Genomic DNA, 24,838 nt, shown 5'->3' on the forward strand with positions numbered 1-24,838 from the left:
CCTGTGATGATGCCCCGTGAATCCGATGGAGAGATGCGCCGCGACGGTTCGAGCGCTGCCAATGTGCAGCCGAAACACCCCGTCGCTGAGCGCGGAAGAGTGCACGGCGTGCCAGGCTTCTCATCCTACGAAGTGCTGCGTATTGCAGCGAAGCGCGAAGTGGTCTTGAGTAGCGAGAAGGACAAACGACGATGGCGAAAACGAGCGAGAGATCCCGACCGATTAAGAGGGCTGGATAAAGCCGCTTTCCTTGACTTCACAGTCGAAATCGTCAAGCGGACCGAAGCTGGTGGGATTATGAAAATCGGGAAAATTCTGGCTTGCGCCGCTGTGCTCGTCACCATGGCTTTGAAAGGCGCCAAAATCGAAGCTGCTCCGCTGAATGGAACCTTCCCTCTCTCAGTCCCTCCTGCCGCGGACCCGATTGAAGGCCTATCTGGTGCCTATGTACCTCGACAGCCTTTCGCGCGTGACCGAGGCGCACTGGATCGCGCGGCCACGGTGATCCTAGCAACCGGCAAAAAGCCCAACGCCTCGGCCACGACCAAGCCGTCCACGGCAGGCGACAACGCGGACGTCTACGCGCCACTAACCCAGCTTCAGGGTCACTTGTTGGGAGGCAGCTTCACCCTGCGGAACGGGGGGCGGTCTCCGGCGTCTCTCGCGCTGGGAAACGCGCTGTTAAGCCTGGCGGTGGCCAAGGCTCTGCGAGACCGTCCGAATGAACTCCCGGATGCGGAGACGACGGCCCTTCTCGTGGACCACTTCCTCGGTAAAGGTCAACTTCGGGAACTTCTCGATGGAGTGGGGCACGTGTCCGGAGTGGACGTCCAGACGCTAATGGAAACGCCTGCAGAAAGCGGGACGATTATCAGGCTGATACTACAACGTGGGGATCAGTTCATTCGGACCGAGATTATCCAGCGTTTTGCCGAGCGATACATTCCGATCATCGCGGCCGCTGCGCCTAAGCTGCCAATCGATATCGTGGTGGTAGAGGATTTTCAACCTGGCGACTATGACTTTGAACGAGCAGGCTATGATATTCGGGGACAAACCATAACTTTTCTTTCGGGACGAGTAAACATAGAAGACTTTGGTGGCGCCGCTAAGCTTGTTACTTTCAACCAACAGTTTGTTCCGGTACCTCAAGAGCTGGCACGTCGCGCCGCGCCGCAGATGAAAGACTTCGCGGCGATTGCGGCCTTCGCGCGCATTAACGGGATAAGCTTCAATCTTTCGAGGTCGGGGGAAATTGCGAATAAGCCGCTGTATCGGCTGCATCGGAGGGGGCTTCTAATCGAAACGGCGATCAAGCGGGTTGGCCTCTTCGCCGACAGAACGCTGGCCACGGAACTCGGGCCCATTGCCGTCCCAGAAGCCAATCCGGACATCACTCCAATAGGCATGTCCGATACGCCCCGCGCGCTGCTTACGATCCGACAAACGCCCGCGCGGGCAGCCGCACCCATTGAAAGCGCACTGCCACAGCGGACGGACGCAAATGCGCCTAATGCCTCTTCGCGGCCGAAAACGGCTGTGGACAATCTCAAATTTTCAGCCGCGAACGAGTTTCCCATACGATATGGCGACTTCATGGTGATGCCGATCGATAGCGCCGCGTTTTCCGTCTATCGTTCAGCAGCCTGGAACCTGAGTCATCGCAGCGATTCAGCGCTGGATATGGAAACGGATCGGATAGAGGCCGCGCATGAAAATGCCGCGGTGCAGATCTTCTCGCGCCTTGCCTATGGCGACTGGGCGGCATCTCATCCGAACGAATTAACGCCTTTGTCGCTGGCTGGGCATCTGTCCAATTTTCTGCTCTCGCAGCAGCAGGTAAACGCGTTGTATCGCGGCCTCGCAGACCGGCAGTTTCAGCCCGTGAAAGCCCCGAATCTCGGGTCCCGCTCTGTGCTTTCCAGCCGCATTAATGCGTTGGACCGACTTGATCCCAAAAGTCAGATGGAATTCAGGAGAAGGTTTGACGCAGCGCACCGTGTCGGGCTTGCTGCGATACCGCCCAACCGCAAGCTGGTCCTTATTCGGCTGCATGGGTTGCCCCACTATGATTTCCAGCGTCAGGCATTTCAACTCACTTCGCGGACGGCGTCAGGAGGCGGAACATCACCTCAAAGGATCAACGAGGAACTAAGCCCCTTGCTGCCCGGTATGTTCTGGGGCAGCGTGCAGGCAAGCTATAGCCTGCCAGAGTTTCCAGAACTCTTGGAAATGCCTTTGGACCGTGCAAAGGCGTTGTCGCAAACCACGCTCGGCCGCGGCGTAGGGCCCGAACTCTTCGAGGCCCGCTTTGCGGAGGTGGCAGCGTCCAAAATATCCTTTGCGAACGGAAAAGTGCGGTTCGACATCGACCTGCAAATCGAGCGGCGGGCACTTTATGTTGAGAATTCACTCAAGACAAAAATCCTAAGCGTTGCCCCGGAACCCCACGTACCGGCGCCCGCCGCAGCGGCGATTGAGCCGGATACAACACGGCCGCCGCCCGCCAAGGCAGCGGGGCAGGAGAACAAGCCCGCCCAACCGAGTGCCGCTGAAGCTCGGGCGGGGTCAAACATCGGCGGTGAAGAGCCGGTGGTTGCCGCCGGAGCACCCGCCGCGGAGATGGCGCCGAGCACGGCGAAGCCAGTGCCTCAGCAGCCAGCGCCCCAAAAGCCAAGGCTGGCAGCGACATCGGCACCTGATGCTTTGCAGCAGGAGCAGTCTCAGCGCCTTCAAGCCTTCAAGCCAGATAGGATCTACGATATCGCTGGCCTCAATCTCTACATGACGGCGACGGAGGCGAGGAATAAAATTAAGGATAAACTTGGCTTTAAGCGAAGCCTCTCTTTGTCGTCAGGAATTAATAATCAGATTGTCTCCTTTTCATCGGCGCAGATTTTTGTGCGCGATGATGGAATGGAGTATATCGCTCTGATTACTCAGCCGGATAGGTCGGGTGATCGGCTTATTGCGATCGGTCGTTACGTCTATGAGGGGCTTGGAGTCTTCAAGAAGGACGATTTCATTCGTGCCTTGCAAGACAAATATGGTCAGTCTCGAAATAGTTCTGCGCCATTTATGTATTGGGGAGGATTGCCGGGAGTCGGGCCCGCCAATGGTCCCTGCTTCGTCCAGCTTGGGCGAGTCGGAGGAAATATTTCCTGGATCGACAACGCGACGGGTCGGTACCCGAATTGGTCGGAATTGTTGCCGCGCTCCGCGCCGCAAGGGTTTGTCGGACCGCAGGGCATGCCGTGGATCGGTTTTACAGTGACGGATCTCCAACGCGCTGGAGAATTCAAGCCGTGCGGACCGGTCGTTGCGGTCTGGCTTCCCGAACTTGCCGGCCAAATACCAGAATATGCGGTTTGGCTGACAGACACCGGGGCCTATATGGGCATATTGGCAAACTCGATGAAGGCTGGAGGATCCTCGAAGCCTCGCCTTTAGTCCACAGAGCAAACAATCCTGTGTGTACCGTAACTTAAACACGGGCGTAGCGGTGATGAAGCGCACTGCTGCGCTGAATCGCACATCCTTTAGGGATCGATCGAGCGAAGTGGAATCGGTTCGCGTGAGGAAAACGCGTCAATTAAAAAGCTAGAGTCTTTCACCGTTGTATGGGTGGTGAGTCACGGCTTGGCGACTAATCTTGATCCCGACTTATGCGGGCGAGCAGCGAGGCGGCGTCTTGGAGCCGCCCGGCTTCATAAATGAGCTGCTCGATATCCATGGAGACCTCGATGCCCTCAGCGATAGCGCCGTTTTGGACACAGGCCTCGGCGGCCTTGGCAATGCGTGTCGCTTCGCTCAGGCGGATATGAATCTCGGCAATGATGAGCTTGATTGCCGGTTCGATGCTGGCGCGCTCCATCGGGCTCTCCGTAAGAGTTGGCTCCACTACCGCTCTGCTGTCGCGCGATGTCGAGCGAAACCTGGATAATCTTGTGGCGTAGATCGGAGGCGCTAGATCACGATATGATCGCAGTACCCGAAATACGGGGAGGGTGAGCTATTTCGCCGATGCGCGCCGAGGTTTGGCCGGCGGCTTGCCGGCCATCAGATGCCGTAGCAGCTTGATGGGATCAGCCCCAATAGCGCGCACGATCGTCGCGAACTCGATGACGTCGATCCGCCGCTCGCCGCCCTCGTATTTGGCGACAAAGGACTGAGGCCGCTTCAGGCGACGCGCCAGCTCATGCTGGGTCAGGCCGGCGTGCTTGCGGGCAGCCACCATCAGGGCACAGAAGGCGGCCTGATCGGAAGAATGGACGGTTTTGCCGATCCCGCGGGCGGAAATGGTCATCGCCCGGGCAAGCTGATCCCGAGACAGGATTATCCCAAAAAAGGATTATATTAACTCTGACTTGCTGTTCTGGGATGGGACGCCTCTAATGTACTGGCTATCTGAGCGTCACAGAGCGATGGCTTTGGCAAGATCAACCATCGGAAAGGTCAACATACCATGGCTTACCTGCAGAAAACGCGCGCCGACCGGGAAGAGGGACGGTATACGTCGTAATTTAGGGCCGGCTGGCGAAATAGCCGAAGGCGGAGCTGACAAGCGCCGTAAAAGAGAGAAGGCTGATGCGGCCGAACTACATGCATTATTGTCGCGTCGCTCGACAGGCTATTCCGTCGAATGCGGACAAAATCTTCTTTATAAAATCGAGATCACCGTCGCGGGAAAGCCGACACATGAGGCAGAAAGCCTCCTGACGCGCGGCAAGCTTGCATTCCAGACCGATATTCTGATCACGAAGGGGCCGACGCCGCTCGTCGCGATCGAACTGAAATCGGGATCATTTTCGACCCACGACGTCATCACCTATTCGGCAAAGGCCCAGCGCCATAAACGAATCTATACCTTACCTGCGCTAGGGTTTCATCGTGACGAGGTCGGCAGGACTCGGTCGGCGCTTTGTTACACACAATGAAGACTTCGACTTTGCGATGGCTTTGCGGGACGATGACCTTGATGAGGCCGCGCTTCTGGCTGTCATTCAACGACAGATTCAAAGCGCGGAACGTCTTATTGCCTTGACAAGCGCGCGTCGACTGAATCTTTCATCATATGAACAGGTGGTCTCCATTGACCTGCAAGGAGAAGGCTGTTGAATTCACTCAAGACTTGGCGGGTAGAGAGCGCCGAACACCCTTTTCGGCTCTCGCGTCGGACGCACGATCTTGCAGACGAGGTGCGGTCATCGTTATTAGCAACGGCTGCAAAGTAGTGGTTACACGTGCGAAACGATCACATTGTCGCGTGATGACGATTTTCCCAAGTACTTCCTTGCGACCCACGCGATGGAGCTTCTTCTTAAGTCCTTTCTCGCAGCTAATAGCGTTTCAAAGCGACACTTGGCACAAAAGCTTTCCCACGGTCTCACCGCGATTCTCGGCAAGAGCGAAGCGAAGGATCTACCCATTTCCGATGAGCTTCGCGCGTACGTTTCATCGCTCCAGGCGATCAATTGCGACTACGATTTGAGATATCCTAGCGGTTATCGGATCGTAGCACCGCCATCTGTGGAGTGTGTCAGAGTGACTAAGGTGCTTTGCGATATAGTAAGACCCATCATCTCGCGAGCGCATGTCGATGCGACAATTCAGCTTGCTTCGGATACTCGCCACCTAAAGAGCACGAATATTAGATGGTCCGACTAGGCCCGGTTGGTCAACGGACCGCTATTGAACCTCGCCTGCGTCGGATGCCGCGCGCGCCTCACGTTCGATCACAACCGCGTTGTATGCCTGGCAGAACAACAGAGTGGCAATTTCCCGATACCACATCGCGAACGTCTGCGATTCGCCATGCTCGGCAACCATCATGGCAGCGTGAGCGAATGTCATGGCGTCGTCGAAACTGATCATGACGGCGTTTCGGGCTTCTGTCAGGCGATCTTGGAAATCGCGCTCGTAAGACGGGCCGAGCAAGGACAATTCAAGCCACTCCGCGCGCGTTTCATCATCGCGTCCGAAGGCGGGTCATACCGTGAAATCGTCGCGCTGCTGCTCACTGCACTACCTCTTTCAGTTTCGGAACGGTCATCCGGTCAATGAGCCATCGCCAATATGGAAGGCTCGCATAGGGTGTTATCCGGCGAACGGTTGCAACGTCACTAGGCGCGATCGGACGGTCCTCACCGCCGGCAACGCGATTGACGTTCGCCAGGCCGAGCGACAACAGTCCGACTGTATCCGTCGCGAGCCCGAACGTGGGGCCAAGGAAACCGCCGACAGCCGATCGCGTGGCGTAACGGCTTGCGGGCTGGCGCTGGCTCGCGTTCGGAAACGCCGCAGCGGCTGCGGTATAGACGCCGGGCGCGCCGGCCTTCTCAAGTGCGTTGTTGATTTCAAATGCTACCGCGAAAATTCCGGATCGGTCGAGACCTTCCGCGATCCACGTTCCGGGTTGTCAGATATCGGCCTCCCGCTCTCGATCTGTTTGAGCGCATATCCATCCCCACCTTGATCGCCTCGCGAACCTCTGGGTTTTTCATCAGGCGCGGGCCTTGGACGTTCGCTGTCCGCTTCGAATATCCGTGTGTTGGATCAGAGCAGGTGACGGTTGTCGCACGGCAATTGCGCGCCGCAGCGCATTGAGGGCCAGGGATACTAATCGCCGGCATCATTCGATGCCGAAATGGCCATTACAGGGTGAAAGCCTCTCCACTAAATCCGGGCAAGTCCAGTAGGGCGAGCCCCTCATCGGCAGAGGCGGACATACGGTTTACAAGAGAGCAAAGCATTGACTTGAATCAAGACGACAAACGGCAGGGGTGTAAATGTCCAGCGGCGTCGAACCGCACGAACGCGTCGACCCGCTCGGCTCGAATCTGCTGGTTCATCAAAGCAGGACAGAGGCAAAACATGATGAGGAAGTCTAGCATTAGCGTCGCAACTGTTTTTCTTGTAGGCCTAGCTGCCATTAGTACGCCGGCTCATGCAGACACAGGTCGCGTCACGGTAATCTTCACCAAGGGCGGATTTGTTGTCGGAGTTGGTAGTGGTAAGGGAGTGCTGACGCTCCGGGGCGTCCACTATCCATTCACTGTATCGGGCATGAGTATCGGATTCACAATTGGAGCCTCGACCACTAAGCTTGTTGGCCGAGCTCTGAATCTGAAAGGTCCGGCTTCGATTGAAGGCAGGTACACTGCCGTCGGAGCTGGAAGTGCCTTAGCGGTTGGAGCGGGCGGAGTTCAACTGGAGAACTCCAATGGTGTGATTCTGCAACTTAGTGGCCCGAGGGTCGGGGCTGAAATGTCGATCGCCATCGGCGGGGTATCGATACACTTAAAATAAACACAAGCAGGTTAGGTTCAAAGTTCTTCTTGCATCGGAAGGGGCGTTCATACATGTCCGTCTGGGACGGCAAAACGGCATCGCCCGCCGCGTGGCAAGCACCCGTAAAGCCATGCCCTTTTGGTGTTGACGCTTGTTTCGTCGACGAAGACAAGGCGCTCAGGGTCGAGATCTCATAAGAGCGCCATCATGACGGCGGTTGATCTGACAAACGCTCGCTCGCGGCGGCGAGCGGCCATTTCACACATCGATTGCCGAATTCATGGACCTCGGATCAAGATGGATGATCCGGGGACTCATCTCGCGATCGGATGAAGGCTGCAACGGCAGCCTCGGAACTCCCAAAAATCATATCGCCGCCAATTTGATCAACAAGCCCAGCCTGTTCAACCATGAGCAACGAGCGACTGTTTAGATCGGCTATACCGAAAGCCACGCCGCGGTCTTTCAAAAGGATCTGCAACTCCTCTAGCTTTGCTATTCCAGTGCTGTCGAGCAAGTTGATAGCTTCAGCATCCAGAATGAGCCATCTGCTGTTCTCACCTATGTCACCTGCAGTCTCGATGATCTGACGTTTAACGTAGTCGGCGTTGAAGAAAACGAGTGCAGCCTGTAGGATTACAATGGTTAGTCCGGGAATCTCGCGAGCGTCTGGATGTCGGTGTAGTTTGTATAGTCCCGGTTTACCATCGACTCGACCAAGGCGCGTAATCCGTGGTCGCGATGTGAGCCACAATAAGTGAGCCAAGGTGGTTGCAATAGCAATGAAAACTCCTTGCAACACTCCAATGACCGCGACGCCGAGCAGTGTAGCGATCGCAAACGCGAACTCAGGACGACTGATGCGGTAAAGTGTTCGCAGCTCCGGTACATCAATCAAATCAATCCCGGCTGATACAAGAATTGCACCAAGAACCGAAATGGGCAAATAAGCCAACACGTCTGCAATATAGAGAGTGACTCCAAGTAATGCGGATGCAGCGATTAAGCCCACAAGCTGAGTCTTCCCTCCAACTACGTAGTTTACGGCAGTGCGCGAGTCGGCGGCGGTGACGGGAAAGCCGCCGAACAAGCCACTGGCGATGTTGGCCGCTCCGAAGCCGGTCAATTCCTTGTCCGCATCGACTTCGCTGCCGCTCTTTGTTGCGAAGCTGCGCGCAGTCACAATGCCGGATCCAAATCCAACGATCATTATTGCGGCGGCTCCTTGGAGTAGATCGAGATTAGCGGCGGAATCGAGCGACGGAAAAGTTAAGGCGAAGGCGATTGGGGGTAGCGTTCCGACGACCGATACCCCGTGGGACGGCAGTTCGAGCGCAGCCGACAACGCTATAGATAAAACGACCGCGATCAAGGGACCGGGCGCTCTTGGCTTCACATGCCGAAGAACCCGAAGAGAAATCAATGTCCCGACCCCGAGTAGCACGGTCGGAATGTGTGTTTCGCTGATTTTGGTAGCGTACTCCACGATTGGTCTGATGAGGCCTCTTGATTCAATCGAGACGGTGGTGAAGCGTGTGATCTGACCGATTATCAGGCTGATTGAAATGCCAGCCAAAAATCCGACCAGTATCGGACGTGAGAGGAAGTTTGCGACGAAACCGAATCCTAAGGCTCTTGCGACAAAGCAAAGAAGACCCACCTCGACCGCCAATGCCGTTGTATAGGTAACGCGGTCGGCCGCAGCGGCGGCATCGAGGGAAGTTAGAACGCTAGCGAGCATTATGCAGGTCGCAGCGTCCGGTCCAACGACGAGTTGTCGAGATGGTCCGAAGATCGCATACGCAACCAGGGCTACGATGGTGGCGAAAAACCCAGTCTCAGTCGGCAAACCAGCAATCGCCGGGTAAGCGATCGCAGAGGGAAGTGATACGGCTGCTACCGACAAACCTGCAGCGAAATCCAACTTGAGCGAACCACGTCGATAGTTGAGGAGTTGCGCCAAGATGGGTAGTTTTGCAGAACGAATTGAGACTGCCATGACCGAGATACCTTGATACATCGCATCCGTGGTTCTCGAGGTAACAACGGCACACCGTGGTATCGCCCACCACAGTTCTTGAATACATATTCTTATTCTTAACTGGTGCAGCTAGCTCGGCGGCTAATCGACTGGAGCTTGTTTGAACGGTTTAGGTGTTAGACTCTCTTTTTTCTAACCTAGTCGTAGCGCAGTTCATCTTCTTCGTACGGAGCACATTCAGATCTCTGCCTCCGGGACAATTCTTAAAGAATCGGAAAGCGGCTTGCGATGTGCGACGTTGCGTTTCGGCAACTTGACATCGCCTCGCGACACCTTCTTGTAAGGAATATTCGACAATAGGTGAGAGATGATGTTGAGCCGCGCCTGCCTCTTGTTGTCGGAGCGAGCGATAAACCATGGCGCCCATGAAGTGTCAGTCGCCGCGAACATATCGTCACGACATCGGGTGTAATCATCCCATCGTGTATAGGAATCCAAATCCATTTGGGACAGCTTCCAGATCTTTCGCTTATCGTCGATCCGCGCTGCAAGACGGCTGGTTTGCTCCTCTGGACTCACCTCAAGCCAGTATTTGAAGAGCATAATTCCTGACTCGGCCATGGCCTTTTCAACTTCAGGGACCACTTTCAGAAAATTCTTGGCCTGATCCTCCGTACAGAAGCCCATAACCCGTTCGACCCCGGCGCGATTATACCAACTGCGGTCGAAGATCACGATCTCGCCCGCGGAAGGAAAATGCGGTACATAGCGCTGAACATACATTTGCGATTTCTCGCGTTCCGTCGGGGCGGTCATGGCAACGACGCGGAAAACACGCGGGCTGACCCTTTCGGTCATGGCCTTGATGACACCGCCTTTGCCAGCGCCATCGCGTCCTTCGAAGACTACGCAGACCTTCTTGTCTTCTTGCTTCACCCATTCCTGAAGCTTGACAAGTTCGATGTGCAGTTTGCGCAACTTCTGCTCATATTCCTTGCGCTTGAGCGACCGAACTTCAGTCTCCTCGCGGATGCGGCTTTTGTGACTTGCATTATTCATACTCGCGGTCCCCAGCCTGTCAGCGATTCACGTCCCAGGTAAGAAAAAAGCCGATATCTCCCGGAAGGCCCTGTGGCCAATCCACGATGATCGCCTTCAGGCCGTAGCCTTGCGGCTGCAGGTGGTCGCGCCAGAACTCGAAGGCCTGAAGAGGTCTCCCCATCAGGGTGCTCGGCCATTCCTTTTCCAGATTATTGAGAGAGCGGCCTTTGTCAGTGCACAACGCATTCGGAAAGCGCATGACTAGTACTTCTTTGTCGCCCCTCACCGCAGCGGACTTCAATTGGCCGAGCACTCGCCGCTTGATCTCTGCAATCTTTTCGGGCGTAACTGCGACTGGTTGCGTCAATGACCTGATGAGCTCTGCGCGTGCGTTCTCGGCCTGACCCGAGCGGACATCTTTCGAAGCCTTGGCCATCTCGGTTTGCATTACATAATTGCGCAGTTCTGCGGCCGACATGAAGCTTTCGTCTCCAAGCTCCCGCGCGGATTCCGAGCTACGCTGTTCGATCGTTAACCTGGACATGTCTAACTCCTTAAATTGAGGAGCAGGATAAGGATGATGTCCTGCACGTAGTCTTTGCTGGCTAACAGCTACTCAGGCTACCCGGCTGGATCGATTTTGTTTGGAGTCGCTTTCACCTTTCGCGTTCGGATGAGTATCGACGCTACCTGGCATGACGAAGCACCCCTAACCGTTAGTTGCTTTGCCATGAGGTTGGGTCGGGTCGCCATCCTTAACCTTGATCCAGATCAAGCAATTCGCAATTAGCGGTATGTAGCGTGCACACGATGCGTCTGGCGGCCGAGGTCGGGAGGGGAAGAGTTGAACGAGCAGATACATCCCATGGCTCCGCACCACCTTCCTTTTTATCTTGCCCCCGGGAACGGAACCGATGTCTTGATGGTGGCGATGGGCATCTTTCTGGTCACCACCCTGATTTGGATTGGAACACTATATTTGCGGTTGCATAGCTTGCCTGAGCGCATGGCGCACAAGTCGGAGAAGTTGCAATTCGAGATTGTCGCCATTCTGTGCCTGCTGGCGCTTTTTACGCACATTCACTTGTTCTGGGTGGCTGGATTACTGCTGGCCATGATCGACATCCCTGATTTCGGTACGCCATTGCGCAGAATTGCGGGCTCGGTCGAAAAGATAGCTGACACTCAGTCGAATGCAGGTGTTGAATCCGAGCAGGAAGCCCCGTCGGCGCTAACTTCACCCGACGTTGCCTTAACTCCAATCCCAGATGATCTTTCTGCGCAGAAGAGTGAGAATGACGCAGAGCAGGTTGTGAGCCGTCATGTTTGAGCTGATCATTTGCTCCCTTGTAACCCTCCTTCCCGATTATCTCTATCGCCGTTATGTTCAGAACAAACGGTTGGGAAAAGAGATTACGTTCTATTCGGTTTGGTACGAGCTCAGATGGGGCATCACCGGATGTCTGTTGCTTACGGTTTCGCTCATAACGATGATTTTCTATTTTCATCCGTCGACGACCTCAGCCACGTTATACTTTCGTACAGTGTCGATTCTACCCGAGATCCCAGGACGGGTGGCGGAAGTCGGTGCGGACTTCAGTGTGTCGGTCTCCCGGGGAAGTGTGCCGGTTTCCCAGGGAGATCTGCTCTTCAGGTTGGATAGCTCGAAGCAGGAGGCCGCACTGGAAACGGCCAAGCGCAAGGTCGCTGAAGTCGATGCCGCGATCGTGTCAGCGGAGGTCGACGTTACGAAGGCGGAGGCCCAGGTCCAGGAGACAAGGGCCGCTTATCAGCAAGCCAAGGACGAATTGAACGTAAAGAGCGAGCTGCAGCGTCGTAATCCTGGCATCGTGCCGCAACGCGACATTGAAAAGCTGCAGGTGGTCGTAAGCCAACGCCAGGCAGGCATAGACGCTGCGGTGGCGGGCAAACAATCCTTGCTTACCCGGGTTTCGACGCTCTTGCCCGCCGAAAAAGCCAGCGCCGAGGCGGCGTTGGCCCAGGCACAGGTGGATGTGGACAAGACCTTCGTTCGCGTGGGTACCTCCGGACGGGTCGAGCAGTTTGTTCTGCGCGTAGGCGATGTCGTCAATCCACTTATGCGATCGGCAGGAGTTCTCATTCCGGAAGGAGCTGGTCAGCGGGCGTTGCAAGCCGGTTTCGGTCAGATTGAGGCTCAGGTCATGAAAGTGGGAATGGTGGCGGAAGCGACCTGTATCTCAAAGCCATGGGTGATCATCCCGATGGTGGTGACAACGGTTCAGAATTACATCGCGGCCGGCCAGTTTCGCGGCGGGGAGAACTTGGTCGAAGCGCAGAATGTTGCGAAACCCGGTACGATCCTTGTTCATCTAGAGCCCCTTTATCAAGGCGGTCTCGCGGGGGTGACGGCAGGCAGCAGCTGCATCGTCAATGCCTACACCAGCAATCACGATGAGATCGCTGCAAAGGAGACCAGCACGGGACGGAAAATCGTCCTCCATGTTATCGACGGCGTCGGATTGGTGCATGCGCTACTGCTGCGGATTCAGGCGCTGCTCTTGCCGGTCAAGACGCTCGTGTTGAGCGGCCACTGACGGCTTCGGAGCCTCGTCTTACTTACTACGGCTGTTGAGGGAATCCTGTTTTAGCGGTCGCCGCAATATGCCTTCGATTCTTTCGGCGCGGGCCGCGAGCGTGGACTTATGCGGTAAAGTATCCGCTCCTGGGATGAGTAAATGCAGCACGGCCTCGCCCTTACCAAAGGACACCAGAAGATTCGTTGATCTCTATCAAAGAAATGAGCATGGCTTGGATGCATTGTTTCGGCGGATGAACCCAGGGAGAGCGTGATGTTTCGCTGCGGCAAGATCCTGATCGCGCTAGCATTGTTAATGGCGAATCCCATCGCTATCTCCGCCCAAGTGGCCGATGATCCGCCTGGTCCAGACAGTACGTCACAGCAAGCGACAAAATCGGTGCCCGGTGCAGAGCTTTTGAAACCCGAGCAACTCGAAGCGCTGGCTGCCCCGATTGCGCTCTATCCCGATGAGCTGCTGGCAAATGTACTGGCTGCATCAACCTATCCACTGGAGGTTGTACAGGCCGATCGCTGGCTCAAGGAACGCAAATCCCTGAAAGGCGATGCGTTGAGGAAGGAGGTTGAAAAGCAATCGTGGGACAACAGCGTCAAAGCGCTTTTGAGCACTCCAGATGTAATTTCAATGATGAGCGACAAGATCGACTGGACCAAGGGTCTCGGCGATGCGATTCTCGCGCAGCAAGCGGATGTCATGGATGCAATCCAACGCCTTCGCTCCAAAGCCTATGACAATAAGAAGCTGGTTACCACCAGTCAGCAAAAGGTGAGCATTCAAGCACAGGAAAGTAAGCAGGCGATTGTCATCGAGTCGACCAATCCCGACACCATGTACGTGCCGTACTACGATCCCGCCGCGGTTTACGGAACCTGGCCCTATACGGAGTACCCGCCCTATTACTTCGGGTATCCGTCCTATATCGGTGCGGGGGTGATCGCGACAGGGCTCGCGTTCGGTGCGGGCTGGGCTATCGGACGTTGGGGTAACTATTGGGGTGGCGGATTCAATTGGGGTAACCGCCATCTCTACGTCAATCACTACACTCGGATGAATAACGTCGGGAACAACTGGCAGCACAATTCGGCGCATCGCCAGGGTGTGCGGTACAATAACGCGAATGTTCAGCAACGCTTCGGCAATAACAATCTGAGGGCCGGCGCATCGAACCGCATGGATTTTCGCGGCCGCACTGGACAGCAGGTGCTTCGTCCAGGGCAGGATCGACCTGGTGGAGATCGTGCAGGCAACCGGGCGACCTCACGTGACCGGCCGCCCGGAGATCGTGGAAATCGGTCGGGCGCAGCGTCTCGCGCCATGGGTGGTGGCGACCGTGCCAAAGCGGGTAACCGGGCTGCCACCCGTGCTGGCGGCACGGCGCGCGATGGCGGCAATCGTGGCGGTGCCATGAACATATCGTCGGGCAGAGCTGCTTCCGCGGCTTCGGCTCGCGGTTATGCAAGCCTGGGCGGGCGAGGAGGAGGAGGAGGAGGTGCTGCTAGCTTCGCCGGACGTGGCGGCGGTGGTGCGGCATTTGGCCGTGGAGGCGGCTTTCATGGCGGCGGCTTTCGCGGCGGTGGCGGCGGTTTCCGCGGCGGCCGGCGATCCGATGTCCAGTTGAAACACCACCTCGTGCTGCTGGGTTATCTCGCCAACGGCCTCGGCTACTATCGCTTTAGTTATCTTGGTAGCAGCAGGTTATATGCTGGCGTGCTCGCGCAGGAAGTGCAGAATCTGATGCCGCAAGCCGTGGCCCGCGGTCGCGACGGTTACCTCAGGGTCTATTACGAAAAGCTGGGATTGAAGTTCCGAACCTACAGCGATTGGGTCGCCGGAGGCGCGAAAATTCCTGTGCTGCGGGAGGTCTCGCCATGATCATATCAGTGTGGAGGCCCTGGATCGCTTTGACAAGCGGGACGGCAATCGTAACGGTGGCGCTGTCGATCGGTGCGAGTCAGGCTCAGCAGGTCTTCTCTTCGCCGGAAAATGCAGCGTCGGAGCTGGTTGCGGCGGTCAAGACCGGTACCACGAAAGCCATTCTGAAAGTTCTCGGCAGGAAAGCTGAAGACGTGGTCGAATCCGGCGATAGCGTTGCTGATAAAGAGACACGAGAGCGTTTCCTTTCCGCCTACGATGCCAAGCACTCCATCGAGGCTGACGGAAGAAAGAAAGCCACGCTTATTTTAGGTGCCGATGAGTTTCGGTTTCCAATTCCACTTGTCAACAGAAAGGGGGGGTGGGAATTCGACACGGCCGCTGGACGTCTGGAGATTCTTTATCGCCGCATTGGGCGCAATGAATTGGATGCGATTCAGGCCTGTCTCGCCTTCGTGGATGCTCAGAACGAATATGCCGAGAAGGATCGTACAGGCGAAGGCGCGGGCGTTTACGCGCAACGCATTGTCAGCACCCCCGGCAAAAAGGATGGCCTTTTCTGGCGCGACGATCGCGACCCAAGCCCACTTGGTGGGTTGGCGGCGCAAGCCTCATCAGAGGGCTACAGGATGGATGGGCAAGGCAACCCGTACCACGGATACTTCTTTCGAATATTGAGGGGGCAAGGACCCGATGCGCCGGGAGGCGCATTTAATTATGTCGTCAAACGCAAGATGATCGGCGGTTTCGCACTGATCGCCTACCCCGCCGAATACGGCAACTCCGGCGTCATGACCTTTATAGTCAATCACGCCGGCACGGTCTTTCAAAAGGATCTTGGCAAAAAAACGGAACTTCTCGCCAAACGCATCGGCTTGTTTGATCCCGATCCGACATGGGCGAAGGCCGACGCGGCGAAACCTTGAGCGCTCAAGCGAGGCGATGAAACGCTTGGGTCTGCCATGAACCTGTGCGATTTCGATCGCCTTTGTTGCCATAGGGGGAAACCCTTGCTTTGCCGGGTAAGCCTTCCGCTTCCGACAGGAAACAGAACCGTGGCTCTCGGATGTTGATTTGATGCGTCGTTGACACGAACAGGCCATTTCATCCGGCTCCAGGCCGGAGACATGCCTTCCATGAAAACGCTACAGCCCGAACAATCTCTCGACGCGACCGTTCGTTCCTTTCGCGGCGAGAGGACAAAGGCGGGTCAGGGAGTGTTCCAGGCGAGCCGCTGCGCCGCCGCTCCGATGAATCCGATCAAGGCGTCCCTTCATCACGCCGGAAGCGCATGGTGAACCTGGCGCCGCGGCCAGGAGCATCGTCGACGGTGACGCTTCCCAGGTGTGCTTCTACGATTTTCTGGACGATCGATAGTCCCAGGCCCGCGCCTCCGGCGGTGCGCGGGGATCGCCGCCAGAACCGCTGAAAAACCAGCTTGCGATCCGTCACCGGAACGCCATCGCCATTGTCGATGATACTGATCGAGCCATCCGCGCTGACGATGATCTGGATGGTCGTGCCCTGGGGTGTGTGATGGAGAGCATTCTCGACGAGATTTCGCGTTGCGCGCCGGATCATCTCCGCGTTTCCTTTGACGAGGACGGACTTCTCGGAGCACATCAATTCGATGCTCTTCCCCTGCTTCAGCGCCAATGGCGCGATGAACTCCGCGACTTCCACGCAAACCTCGTGAATGTCCGCGACCGCATCCGGATCGACCACCGCTGTCTCAAGCTCCGTCGCGTCGAGCAACTGGCTGACGACGCGGCTCATATTCTCGACGTCACGCCCCAGGGCATGGATCTCATCACTAGGGGGAAGCGTCTCAATTCTCGTACGAAGGATAGCAAGTGGCGTGCGCAGTTCATGCGCTGCGTCGGCGGCAAACTCGCGCTGGGCAAGAAAGCCATGCTCAAGCCGATCGAGAGCTTGATTGACGGCTTCCACCAGCGGCAGAATTTCGGAAGGCATGTCGTCGGTTGGCAGGCGGACGTCGAGACGCGTGGGACTGATATCTCTCGCCCCGCCGGACGCGCGGTGCAGAGGTCTGATCGCCAACAGGAAAATGACGATGTCGGCGGCGAGCAGGAGAAGAAGGACCGGCACGACGATCCAGACGACCCGCCGGAGGAAGTTGGCCAGGACGTCGTCGACGACCACATCGCTATGCGACAGGTCTTCCGCGACCTGTATCCAGACCGGGTGGCCGTCGATATCCCGGCGCGCGCTGGCGCCGGCGATCGTTCTGGCTCCACCCTCGGTCCGCGTGTTGTGCGGGACGATACCGTTCGCATTGGAGTCGACGGCAAAAAGGGGAGTCTTGTCGGGGCTCGATGCAAGGATCACCGAGCCTGCATCGTCGACGATCGCATAGCTGTAGCGGCCATAGGTGTCCAGATATTGCTCGCGTGTGCCGTCAGGAAGGTCCAGCGACCATCCTCCGGCCGATGGAGGCTTCAGATGGCGGGCAAACAACTCGATCTGGGTCGCCATCTTGTCCAGCTGAAGTTCAGCGACGTCAGAGGCCAGCGACCAGTGCAGGATGGACCGCAATACAAGCGCCGCGACGATGATCGCGACAACATGAAGAACGATAATGCGTGACAGGATCGATCTTCGCAGCGGCATCCAAAGTCCCGATTCCGAAGTTCGCATACCCTTGCAGCAACCTTTGATGCGAACTTCGAAATCAAAGGGACACTGGCAATTTTATAATTCCAGAGCTTCGCTTCTGACTAAATCAGAAGCGAAGCTCTATGATCTTGTTTGACGCGTTTTCTTCACGCGAACAGGTCATCCATTCTCGGGTCAAGCCCGAGGATTTGCTTCGCTTGAAAACGCTCTAGTCGCTCTCCATCATCACATAGCCGACGCCGCGAATGGTGCTGATCTTGACCTTCGCGCCAATGTCCAGAAGCTGTTTGCGCAGACGATGGACATAAACCTCGACGGCATTGGAGGCGACATCTCCGGTCAGACCGAAGATCTGATCTTCGAGAAGTTTCTTGGAAACGACGTTGCCCTTGCGGCGCAAAAGCAGTTCAAGCACCGCGATCTCCCGGGCGGAGAGGTTCTGAGGCTTCATGTCGACAAAAGCCTGCCGGCCTTCGCTGTCGAAAGTCACATTGGCAAGCCGCAATGAGCTGCCGAGCAATTGCCCCGGCCGTCTGAGCAGCGCTTCGAGCCGCGCCACCAACTCGTCAAAAGAAAAGGGTTTGACAAGATAGTCGTCCGCCCCGCTTCGCAGGCCGCTGACCCGATCCTCCACGCCCCCGCGCGCCGTGAGGACGAGGACAGGGAGGGGATCCTTGCGATGACGCAGTTCGCGCAGGATCGAAAGCCCGTCGCCATCGGGCAGGCCGAGATCCAGGATCAATGCCGCATAACGCGTCGTTCCCAGGGCGCTGGTGGCGTCGGCAAGGTTGGTGAGGAGATCGATCTGGTACCCGGCCGCCCGCAGTCCCTTTGCCAGAAGATCGGCCAACTCTTCACTGTCCTCGACGATCAAGACTCTCATGGGTGCGATAACTCTCTTGCCCCACTTTCCGGGGTCCGGCTTGCGGCCAGCGAAACGGGCGCGGGTGTCATTCGGTCTTGCGAAAAACCATGGCGTTTTCGAGCGAAGCGGATGCCGATCCGCATGAATAAAAAGCGTTAAATCAATACCATAGAGCATTTCTTTTGATGACATCAGAAATAAAAGGGCTCAAGCTGAAAGCTATATGTAAGGGGTTGTCATAACGGTGTTTGTAAGGCTGCCGTAAGATGCAGCTTCTATAGTGTATGCGGTTCGCTGGATAAGCAGCCCTCGTTCGCCCGGGGAACAAACGCCCCGGGGAACAGGCGCTCGGACAGGTAAGGTCTTGAGCCAGCGTTTGAATCATAGATTTTGGCGGGAAGGCTTGTTCTGACAACTGGCGGGGCAAGGGATATGGATAAGGGATCATGCGTGGTCTGGCGTCACTCCGGCGAGTGCGGGAAATCCCGCGGGTTGCCATCGGCCTTGCGACCGCATTGGTCCTTGTCGGGACGGTCGCGGTCGTCCTGAACATCGATCGCGGCAGCGCTGCCAGAAATCCGACCCTGGACAGTGAAATCAAACAGCCTGACGGAAAGCTGCGGTTGACGTCATCGCAATGGAGCACCGTGACGGTGCAGCCGGTCGAGCAGCATGCGTTCCGCTCCGAGTTCCGTACCGAGGGAAAGATCGCGATCGATCAGAACCTGTCGACTCGCATCTTCGCGCCCTATGCGGGCCGGGTGACGCAATTAATGGTCGCGTCCGGCGATCAGGTTCAGAAAGGCCAGCTTCTCTTTGTGATCGCGGCGGCCGATTCCCTGGATGCCCAGAGGGATTTCGTGGTCGCCCTGACGACCCGGAACAAGGCGGTTTCCCAGGTCAACCTGGCGCAGATCGTCGAGCGGAGGATGTCGAGCCTGGCCAAGGACAAGGCCGCGTCGCAGAGGGAATGGCAGGAAGCTCAGACCAATCTCACCGCCGCGGAAAATGATTCGCGTTCAGCGGAAATCGCACTTCAGGCCGCGCGCAACCGGTTGCGGCTCGTCGGGAAAACCGATGCGGAAATTGATGCGTTCGAGAAGACGGGGGCGCTGACGCCCGACGCTCCGGTCTACGCGCCGCTGGCCGGCACCGTTCTGCATCGCAAGGTCGGCATCGGGCAGTATGTCAGCGCCGGGGCCGGCGATAGCGATCCGGCCCTCCTGATCGGAGATACATCGGAAGTCTGGATCGTGGCCTACGTCCGCGAGACCGATGTCGCCAAGGTGAAGATCGGCGAGCGCCTGACGTTCAAGGTCCTGGCGCAGCCCGACCGTGTGTTCGAGACACAGATCGACTACGTCGCGCCGGGAATCGACCCGGACAATCGGCGGCTTCTGGTCCGCGCCAGCGTCGATAACGCGGATGGACTGCTCAAACCCGAGATGTTTGCGAGCGTCACGATCGTTGCCAGCGAGGGAGCGCCGATGCCGGCGATCCCTCTTGAGTCGGTCATCTATGAAGGAAGCAATGCGCATGTCTGGATCGTCGGCGACGATCAAAGCGTGGAATTGCGTCAGATCACGTTGGGTCAATCAGATGGACGGCTGATCCAGGTGCTGGACGGGCTCCATCCGGGCGAGAAGATCGTCACCCGCGGCAGTCTGTTCATCGACCGGATGACAGTTGCCAAACAGACCTGACCGGTACGATAGCTTGCCATGATCAATCCGATTGTCGCGTTTGCATTGCGGCAGCGCGTTCTGGTGCTGGTCCTCTTCATGATGACCATGGCCGGCGGGATTGCCGCGTTCAGGGCCCTGAACATCGAGGCCTACCCCGATCCCGTTCCGCCGATGGTGGACGTGATCACGCAAAGCGCCGGACTCTCCGCCGAGGAAATCGAACGCTACATCACTATTCCGATCGAAACCCAGCTCTCCGGCGTGCCGAACCTCCGGGTGATCAGAACCATCTCCCTTTACGGCCTGTCGGACGTCAAACTGCAGTTCACCTATGACTATACCTATGGTGAGGCGCTCCAGCAGGTTCTGAACCGTCTGTCGCAGATCTCCGGACTGCCGGATGGCGCACAACCCACCATCAGTCCCGTCAGCCCCGTCGGCGAGGTTTATCGCTACCGGCTTGTCGGCCCCCCCGGCTTTAGCGTGCTCGATCTGAAGACCCTTCAGGATTGGCTGCTGCAGCGGCGCTTTCGCGCGGTGCCCGGTATCGTGGATGTCATCGGCTGGGGTGGCAAGACCAAGACGTTCGAACTGCAGGTCGATCTCGACAAGCTTGTCGCCCACAGGCTGACACTGACGCAATTGCTGCAGACGCTGCGCAGCAGCAACCTGAATGTCGGTGGAAACATCGTCAATCTCGGCACCCAGTCGGCGGTCGTGCGTGGTGTCGGGTTGATACGGTCGAGCGACGATATCAGCAACACGATGTTGACGCAGGCTGGCGGCAATCCTGTCCTGGTCCGGGACGTTGGGACGGTCATCATCGGGCATCAGCCGCGCCTCGGTATTGCCGGCCAGGACGATGACGACGATATCGTCCAGGGCATCGTCCTGATGCGCCGCGGCCAGCAAAGCAGTCCGACCATCGAGCGGGTAAAGGCTGAAGTCGAGCGTATCAATACGTCCGGGATTCTGCCTCCCGGCGTGCGGATCGAACGAATTTACGATCGTCAGGATCTCATCGACACCACGACGCATACCGTCCTGCACAACATGACGGTCGGCATCCTGCTGATCTTTGCATTGCAGTGGGTGTTTCTCGGGAATCTTCGCAGCGCGTTGATCGTCGGCGCGACAATTCCGTTCGCATTGTTCTTCGCCATCGGAATCATGGTTCTGCGGGGTGAATCCGCCAACCTGTTATCGGTCGGAGCGATCGATTTCGGTTTGATCGTCGACGCCACCGTGATCATGGTCGAGCGAATATTCCGGGAGCTTGGGCATGGCGGCGAGAGGGCGCTGCCCGAGGACGACAACGCGTCCGGATTAAGCGGAAAGCTGCTCGCCATTTATGTCGCGGGCGCCGGCGTCAACCGCTCGATCCTGTTCGCGACCGGCATCATCATCGCGGGGTTCATACCGCTTTTCACCATGAGCGGCGTCGAAGGGCACATCTTTGGCCCCATGGCCAAGACCTATGCCTACGCCATCGCGGGGGGCTTGCTGGCGACTTTTACCGTGACCCCGGCGCTCAGCGCGCTTCTGTTGCCCGAGCATGTTCAGGAGACGGAAACATGGCTGGTGCGCACGCTGCACCGTTTCTACAGCCCGGTCCTGCGAATCGCTGTCGCGAACAAAAGGTCCACCGTCGCCGTGACGCTGGCGGTGTTTGTCCTGGCGGGAATCGCGATACGATTTCTGGGACTGGAGTTCCTTCCCAAGCTGGAGGAGGGCAATCTCTGGATACGCGCCACCATGCCGGCAACGATCTCCCTTCAGGAGGGGAATGGTTATGCCAACCGGATGCGCAGGCTGATCCGCAGCTTTCCCGAGGTGGATACGGTCGTGACGCAGCATGGCCGCCCCGACGACGGCACTGACGCCGCCGGCTTTTTCAATGTCGAGTTTTTCACTCCGCTGAAGCCGGTCAGTCGGTGGCGCCATGGCGTGGACAAGGAAAAGCTGACTGAAGAAATCCAGGCGCGGCTAAAAAACGAATTTCCGGGTATCGAGTTCAATTTCTCGCAGTATCTGCAGGACAATGTGGCCGAGCAGGTGTCGGGCGTCAAAGGCGAGAACTCGATCAAGGTGTTCGGCAATGATTTGCAGGAGCTGACCGACACGGCCGAAGAGATCAAGGCGGTGCTCGAGAAGGTTCCGGGCGTGACGGACCTCGGCGTCTTCACCTCGCTGGGCCAGCCGACGATTCAGATTAGCATCGATCGTGAGCGCGCCGCGCGCTACGGACTGTCGCCGGGCGATATCAATTCGACCATTCGGACGGCCGTCGGCGGAGAGGCCGCGGGCGACCTCTACGAGCATGGAAGTGATCGCCATTTTCCGATCGTGGTGCGGCTGGCTCCCCAGTATCGTCAGAGCGCGGAGGCGATCAGCAAGCTGACGATCGGCGCATCCGGGGCCAAGGGAATAACGCAGATCCCGTTGAGCGAGGTCGCGCAGATCCGGCTCGTCACCGGTCCCTCCTATATCTACCGGGAACAGCAGCAGCGTTACCTGCCGATCAAGTTCAGTGTTCGTGATCGCGATCTGGGCAGCACCATCAAGGAAGCCGAACAGCGAATTGCGCAGGGCGTGAAATTGCCTGCCGGCACCCAGCTGCAATGGGTGGGAGAATTCCGCAATCTGCAGGAAGCGATCGGTCGTCTGCAGATTGTCGTGCCGTTCAGCCTTGGCATTATCGGGTTGCTGTTATGGATCAACTTCACCTCCATACGTGATACGTTGCTGGCGTTGAGCGTCATTCCGATGGCGGTGATCGGTGGTGTCTTCGCGCTGTTCGCGACGGGCATTCCTTTCAGCGTCTCGGCCGCCATCGGCTTTATCGCGCTGTTCGGCATTTCGGTGATGAACGGGATCCTGATCCTGTCGCAATACAATCAGTTTCTGGAGTCGGGCATGCAACGGATCGATGCGATCATAAGAGCCGGAGAGGTTCAAATGCGCCCTGTCCTGATGACGTGCGTGATTGCGGGAATCGGCCTGCTGCCCGCCGCCGTTTCGACCGGTATCGGATCGCAGGTGCAAAAGCCGCTGGCTGTCGTCGTGGTCGGCGGAATGATGGTGGCTCCGGTGGTGATCCTCGTCGCGTTGCCGGCGCTCATCGCGTTGTTTTCTCGCCGACGGACGGTAGTGGCCGCGCCCGAAGCGGCGTGCAAACCGGCGGAATAAAAGGTCGGTTCGCGAGCCGAGGTTGTTGAAGAGGCATTTCGTGCGGTCAAGTCGACAGAATGGATCGGGATCTCCTTCATCGAGAACAGCAGGGAAGCTGGCGTTCTCCTGCACGCGATGTTTCATCGTGGCGTTCCTGGCTGCCGCGTCGCCTGTGCTTTCAGGCTGCGCGGTGGGACCTGACTTCATGCCTCCGGCGCCCCCGGACACCGTCAAGTACTTGTCCGATCGCGCCGGAGATCGCGTGCCCGGACATTCGATCGTGCGCGCTGGGGAGGTTCCTCCCCAATGGTGGGAGCTGTTCCGCTCGCCTGCGCTGAACCGCCTTGTGGAGCATGGTATCGTCCATAATGCGGATCTCGCCGCTGCGGAGGCTGCGGTCAGGGTGGCGCAGGCCAACGCGCTGGCCCAGCGCGGAGCGCTGTTTCCCAGCGTCATGGGAAACTTCGAATCCTCGCGCCAGCAGGTGCCGGTCGATCTGCAATCGCCGCTTGAGTCAAACGCCCACCTTCTGAGCCTGCACACCGGCCAGGTCACCGTGTCCTACCTTGCCGATGTATGGGGAGGGACGCGCCGTCTGGTCGAATCCGCGAATTCGCAGGCGAGGATGCGTGCGTTCCAGCGCGAGGGGGTCTATCTGACATTGGCCAGCAACATCGCGCTTGCGGCGATCGAGGAAGGCCGGCTGCGGGGGCATATCGCGGCGACCCGTCGCGTCCTTGGTTTGCAGGGCGAGGTTTTGAGGTTGCTGCGGCGGCAGCAGGAGCAGGGGCAGATCGCCCAGACTGACGTCGCGGCGCAGGAGACCGCGGTTGCGCAGACCCGGCTGCTGTTGCCGGATCTCGAAAAGAAGCTCGCGCAACAGCGTCATCTGTTGTCATTCCTGACCGGGCGTCTGCCGAGTGACGACCCAAAAGAAACGTTCGATCTCGGGTCGTTTCGAATGCCCCGTCGTCTGCCTCTCACTCTTCCGGCCGATCTCGTAAGGCAGCGCCCGGACATTCAGGCCGCTGAAGCGGACTTTCAGTCGGACAATGCGAAGATCGGAGTAGCGATCGCCAACCGTCTCCCGCAGATTACCCTGACCGCAAGTTCCGGCGCCGCATCGGCCCAGTTCGCGCAATTGGCTACTCCGGGCGCGTGGCTCGGGATCGTTGCCGGCAGTGCGGCTCAGACCATTTTTGACGCGGGGACATTGGAAAACCGGCAGCGCGCGGCGGAGGCGGAAGCCGATCAGTCGCTTGCTCAGTATCGCAGCGTCGTTCTCGCGGCTTTTCAGAACGTCGCGGATGTGTTGCGGGCCCTTCAGGCGGGCACGCGCGCGATCAGCGCCGCGACAGGCGCGGAGCGATCGGCGACGGAGAGCATCACGCTCGTGCGTAAACAGGTCGATCAGGGGCAGATCAGCGTGCCGCTTCTGCTTGCCGCGCAGGAGGCGTATCTGGAGACCTCTCTCGCGCGTCTCGATGCGCAGGCCGCGCAATTGGCGAATACGGTCGCGCTGTTTCAGGCGCTTGGCGGCGGGTGGTGGAACAGGGATGATCGCAAGCAGGCCGCGATCAAAGTCGTACCCAAAGTGAAAGAGGCTGGCCTTGCCCTTAGGGGACGGCTTGGGTTCGCTACGGCCTGAATAGCGTTTTCTAGAGCATTTTCCGGCGAAGTGGATACCGGTTCGCCGCAAGAAAATGCGACCAGACAA

General features: G+C 57.8%; 18 protein-coding genes and 1 pseudogene. 10 read left to right on the forward strand and 9 right to left on the reverse strand.

Translation table 11 applies throughout. The annotated features are described in order from the left end of the window. Window positions 1-33 precede the first annotated feature (33 nt). Complete coding sequence (locus tag NWI01_RS11015) at window positions 34-3,450, forward strand: hypothetical protein (protein ID WP_141383890.1); 3,417 nt, start codon at window positions 34-36, stop codon at window positions 3,448-3,450. Between the two features lie 196 nt (window positions 3,451-3,646). On the opposite strand, the gene NWI01_RS11020 is transcribed toward NWI01_RS11015, so the two are convergent. Both NWI01_RS11020 and NWI01_RS11025 read right to left on the reverse strand, forming a co-directional pair. After that, window positions 3,647-3,874 (reverse strand): hypothetical protein, encoded by a 228-nt coding sequence (locus tag NWI01_RS11020; RefSeq protein WP_141383891.1) that lies wholly within the window; start codon window positions 3,872-3,874, stop codon window positions 3,647-3,649. 138 nt (window positions 3,875-4,012) lie between these two features. Further along, window positions 4,013-4,306, reverse strand: coding sequence for a helix-turn-helix domain-containing protein (locus NWI01_RS11025; RefSeq protein ID WP_141383892.1), 294 nt, complete (start codon window positions 4,304-4,306; stop codon window positions 4,013-4,015). 88 nt (window positions 4,307-4,394) lie between these two features. Here NWI01_RS11025 and NWI01_RS11030 point away from each other — a divergent pair, with 88 nt between their 5' ends. Continuing rightward, complete coding sequence (locus NWI01_RS11030; RefSeq protein WP_141383893.1) at window positions 4,395-4,937, forward strand: hypothetical protein; 543 nt, start codon at window positions 4,395-4,397, stop codon at window positions 4,935-4,937. A 751-nt stretch (window positions 4,938-5,688) separates the two neighbouring features. On the opposite strand, the gene NWI01_RS19335 is transcribed toward NWI01_RS11030, so the two are convergent. After that, window positions 5,689-5,874, reverse strand: coding sequence for a hypothetical protein (locus tag NWI01_RS19335; RefSeq protein ID WP_210242961.1), 186 nt, complete (start codon window positions 5,872-5,874; stop codon window positions 5,689-5,691). A 1,002-nt stretch (window positions 5,875-6,876) separates the two neighbouring features. Here NWI01_RS19335 and NWI01_RS19635 point away from each other — a divergent pair. Then, window positions 6,877-7,308: a DUF1134 domain-containing protein gene (locus tag NWI01_RS19635; protein WP_141383908.1), complete on the forward strand. Its 432-nt coding sequence runs from the start codon at window positions 6,877-6,879 to the stop codon at window positions 7,306-7,308. Window positions 7,309-7,361: 53 nt separating this feature from the next. On the opposite strand, the pseudogene NWI01_RS11050 reads toward NWI01_RS19635, so the two are convergent. From NWI01_RS11050 to NWI01_RS11065, 4 genes and pseudogenes are all read right to left on the reverse strand, one after another. Next, a pseudogene (locus NWI01_RS11050) lies at window positions 7,362-7,481 on the reverse strand (IS630 family transposase); the annotation flags it as partial. Between the two features lie 101 nt (window positions 7,482-7,582). Beyond that, a complete protein-coding gene (locus tag NWI01_RS11055; protein WP_181410446.1) occupies window positions 7,583-9,289 on the reverse strand; it encodes a SulP family inorganic anion transporter in 1,707 nt (568 codons plus the stop codon). 219 nt (window positions 9,290-9,508) lie between these two features. Then, complete coding sequence (ppk2, locus tag NWI01_RS11060) at window positions 9,509-10,330, reverse strand: polyphosphate kinase 2 (protein ID WP_141383897.1); 822 nt, start codon at window positions 10,328-10,330, stop codon at window positions 9,509-9,511. A 19-nt stretch (window positions 10,331-10,349) separates the two neighbouring features. After that, on the reverse strand, window positions 10,350-10,856 hold the full coding sequence (locus NWI01_RS11065; RefSeq protein ID WP_141383898.1) for a hypothetical protein: 507 nt from the start codon (window positions 10,854-10,856) through the stop codon (window positions 10,350-10,352). Between the two features lie 321 nt (window positions 10,857-11,177). On the opposite strand from NWI01_RS11065, the gene NWI01_RS11070 reads away from it, so the two are divergent. From NWI01_RS11070 to NWI01_RS11085, 4 genes are all read left to right on the forward strand, one after another. Further along, complete coding sequence (locus NWI01_RS11070) at window positions 11,178-11,642, forward strand: hypothetical protein (protein ID WP_244613725.1); 465 nt, start codon at window positions 11,178-11,180, stop codon at window positions 11,640-11,642. Then, a complete protein-coding gene (locus tag NWI01_RS11075; protein ID WP_141383900.1) occupies window positions 11,635-12,888 on the forward strand; it encodes an HlyD family secretion protein in 1,254 nt (417 codons plus the stop codon). Before NWI01_RS11070 ends, NWI01_RS11075 begins: the two co-directional genes overlap by 8 nt. 255 nt (window positions 12,889-13,143) lie before the next feature. Continuing rightward, complete coding sequence (locus tag NWI01_RS11080) at window positions 13,144-14,763, forward strand: DUF3300 domain-containing protein (RefSeq protein WP_141383901.1); 1,620 nt, start codon at window positions 13,144-13,146, stop codon at window positions 14,761-14,763. Further along, window positions 14,760-15,689, forward strand: coding sequence for a DUF2950 domain-containing protein (locus NWI01_RS11085; RefSeq protein ID WP_141383902.1), 930 nt, complete (start codon window positions 14,760-14,762; stop codon window positions 15,687-15,689). Before NWI01_RS11080 ends, NWI01_RS11085 begins: the two co-directional genes overlap by 4 nt. A 334-nt stretch (window positions 15,690-16,023) precedes the next feature. On the opposite strand, the gene NWI01_RS11090 is transcribed toward NWI01_RS11085, so the two are convergent. Both NWI01_RS11090 and NWI01_RS11095 read right to left on the reverse strand, forming a co-directional pair. Further along, entirely contained in the window at window positions 16,024-17,394 is a 1,371-nt protein-coding gene (locus tag NWI01_RS11090) for a sensor histidine kinase (RefSeq protein WP_141383903.1), read from the reverse strand. A 214-nt stretch (window positions 17,395-17,608) separates the two neighbouring features. Continuing rightward, window positions 17,609-18,283 (reverse strand): response regulator transcription factor, encoded by a 675-nt coding sequence (locus NWI01_RS11095; RefSeq protein WP_141383904.1) that lies wholly within the window; start codon window positions 18,281-18,283, stop codon window positions 17,609-17,611. A gap of 428 nt (window positions 18,284-18,711) precedes the next feature. Here NWI01_RS11095 and NWI01_RS11100 point away from each other — a divergent pair, with 428 nt between their 5' ends. The 3 genes from NWI01_RS11100 to NWI01_RS11110 all read left to right on the forward strand — a co-directional run bounded on the left by NWI01_RS11100 (window position 18,712) and on the right by NWI01_RS11110 (window position 24,769). Beyond that, window positions 18,712-19,968 carry an efflux RND transporter periplasmic adaptor subunit gene (locus NWI01_RS11100; protein ID WP_141383905.1) on the forward strand — a complete coding sequence of 419 codons (1,257 nt, stop codon included), beginning with the start codon at window positions 18,712-18,714 and terminating at the stop codon, window positions 19,966-19,968. Between the two features lie 18 nt (window positions 19,969-19,986). Further along, the gene (locus NWI01_RS11105) at window positions 19,987-23,139 is read left to right on the forward strand and encodes an efflux RND transporter permease subunit (RefSeq protein ID WP_141383906.1); all 3,153 of its coding nucleotides are present in this window, start codon (window positions 19,987-19,989) and stop codon (window positions 23,137-23,139) included. 154 nt (window positions 23,140-23,293) lie between these two features. Beyond that, the gene (locus NWI01_RS11110; RefSeq protein WP_283809246.1) at window positions 23,294-24,769 is read left to right on the forward strand and encodes an efflux transporter outer membrane subunit; all 1,476 of its coding nucleotides are present in this window, start codon (window positions 23,294-23,296) and stop codon (window positions 24,767-24,769) included. The last annotated feature ends 69 nt before the right edge of the window (window positions 24,770-24,838 follow it).

The organism is Nitrobacter winogradskyi (assembly GCF_006539545.1).
Lineage (GTDB): Bacteria > Pseudomonadota > Alphaproteobacteria > Rhizobiales > Xanthobacteraceae > Nitrobacter > Nitrobacter winogradskyi_A.

Bases quoted from the DNA above. Each gene is read 5' to 3' on its own strand.
- NWI01_RS11100 (WP_141383905.1), top strand. From the start codon at position 18,712: ATGCGTGGTCTGGCGTCACTCCGGCGAGTGCGGGAAATCCCGCGGGTT.
- NWI01_RS11080 (WP_141383901.1), top strand. From the start codon at position 13,144: ATGTTTCGCTGCGGCAAGATCCTGATCGCGCTAGCATTGTTAATGGCG.
- NWI01_RS11065 (WP_141383898.1), bottom strand. From the start codon at position 10,856: ATGTCCAGGTTAACGATCGAACAGCGTAGCTCGGAATCCGCGCGGGAG.
- NWI01_RS11090 (WP_141383903.1), bottom strand. From the start codon at position 17,394: ATGCCGCTGCGAAGATCGATCCTGTCACGCATTATCGTTCTTCATGTT.
- NWI01_RS11070 (WP_244613725.1), top strand. From the start codon at position 11,178: ATGGCTCCGCACCACCTTCCTTTTTATCTTGCCCCCGGGAACGGAACC.
- NWI01_RS19335 (WP_210242961.1), bottom strand. From the start codon at position 5,874: ATGATCAGTTTCGACGACGCCATGACATTCGCTCACGCTGCCATGATG.
- NWI01_RS11075 (WP_141383900.1), top strand. From the start codon at position 11,635: ATGTTTGAGCTGATCATTTGCTCCCTTGTAACCCTCCTTCCCGATTAT.
- NWI01_RS11085 (WP_141383902.1), top strand. From the start codon at position 14,760: ATGATCATATCAGTGTGGAGGCCCTGGATCGCTTTGACAAGCGGGACG.
- NWI01_RS19635 (WP_141383908.1), top strand. From the start codon at position 6,877: ATGAGGAAGTCTAGCATTAGCGTCGCAACTGTTTTTCTTGTAGGCCTA.
- NWI01_RS11020 (WP_141383891.1), bottom strand. From the start codon at position 3,874: ATGGAGCGCGCCAGCATCGAACCGGCAATCAAGCTCATCATTGCCGAG.
- NWI01_RS11015 (WP_141383890.1), top strand. From the start codon at position 34: ATGCGCCGCGACGGTTCGAGCGCTGCCAATGTGCAGCCGAAACACCCC.
- ppk2 (WP_141383897.1), bottom strand. From the start codon at position 10,330: ATGAATAATGCAAGTCACAAAAGCCGCATCCGCGAGGAGACTGAAGTT.
- NWI01_RS11030 (WP_141383893.1), top strand. From the start codon at position 4,395: ATGTACTGGCTATCTGAGCGTCACAGAGCGATGGCTTTGGCAAGATCA.
- NWI01_RS11105 (WP_141383906.1), top strand. From the start codon at position 19,987: ATGATCAATCCGATTGTCGCGTTTGCATTGCGGCAGCGCGTTCTGGTG.
- NWI01_RS11095 (WP_141383904.1), bottom strand. From the start codon at position 18,283: ATGAGAGTCTTGATCGTCGAGGACAGTGAAGAGTTGGCCGATCTTCTG.
- NWI01_RS11025 (WP_141383892.1), bottom strand. From the start codon at position 4,306: ATGACCATTTCCGCCCGCGGGATCGGCAAAACCGTCCATTCTTCCGAT.
- NWI01_RS11055 (WP_181410446.1), bottom strand. From the start codon at position 9,289: ATGGCAGTCTCAATTCGTTCTGCAAAACTACCCATCTTGGCGCAACTC.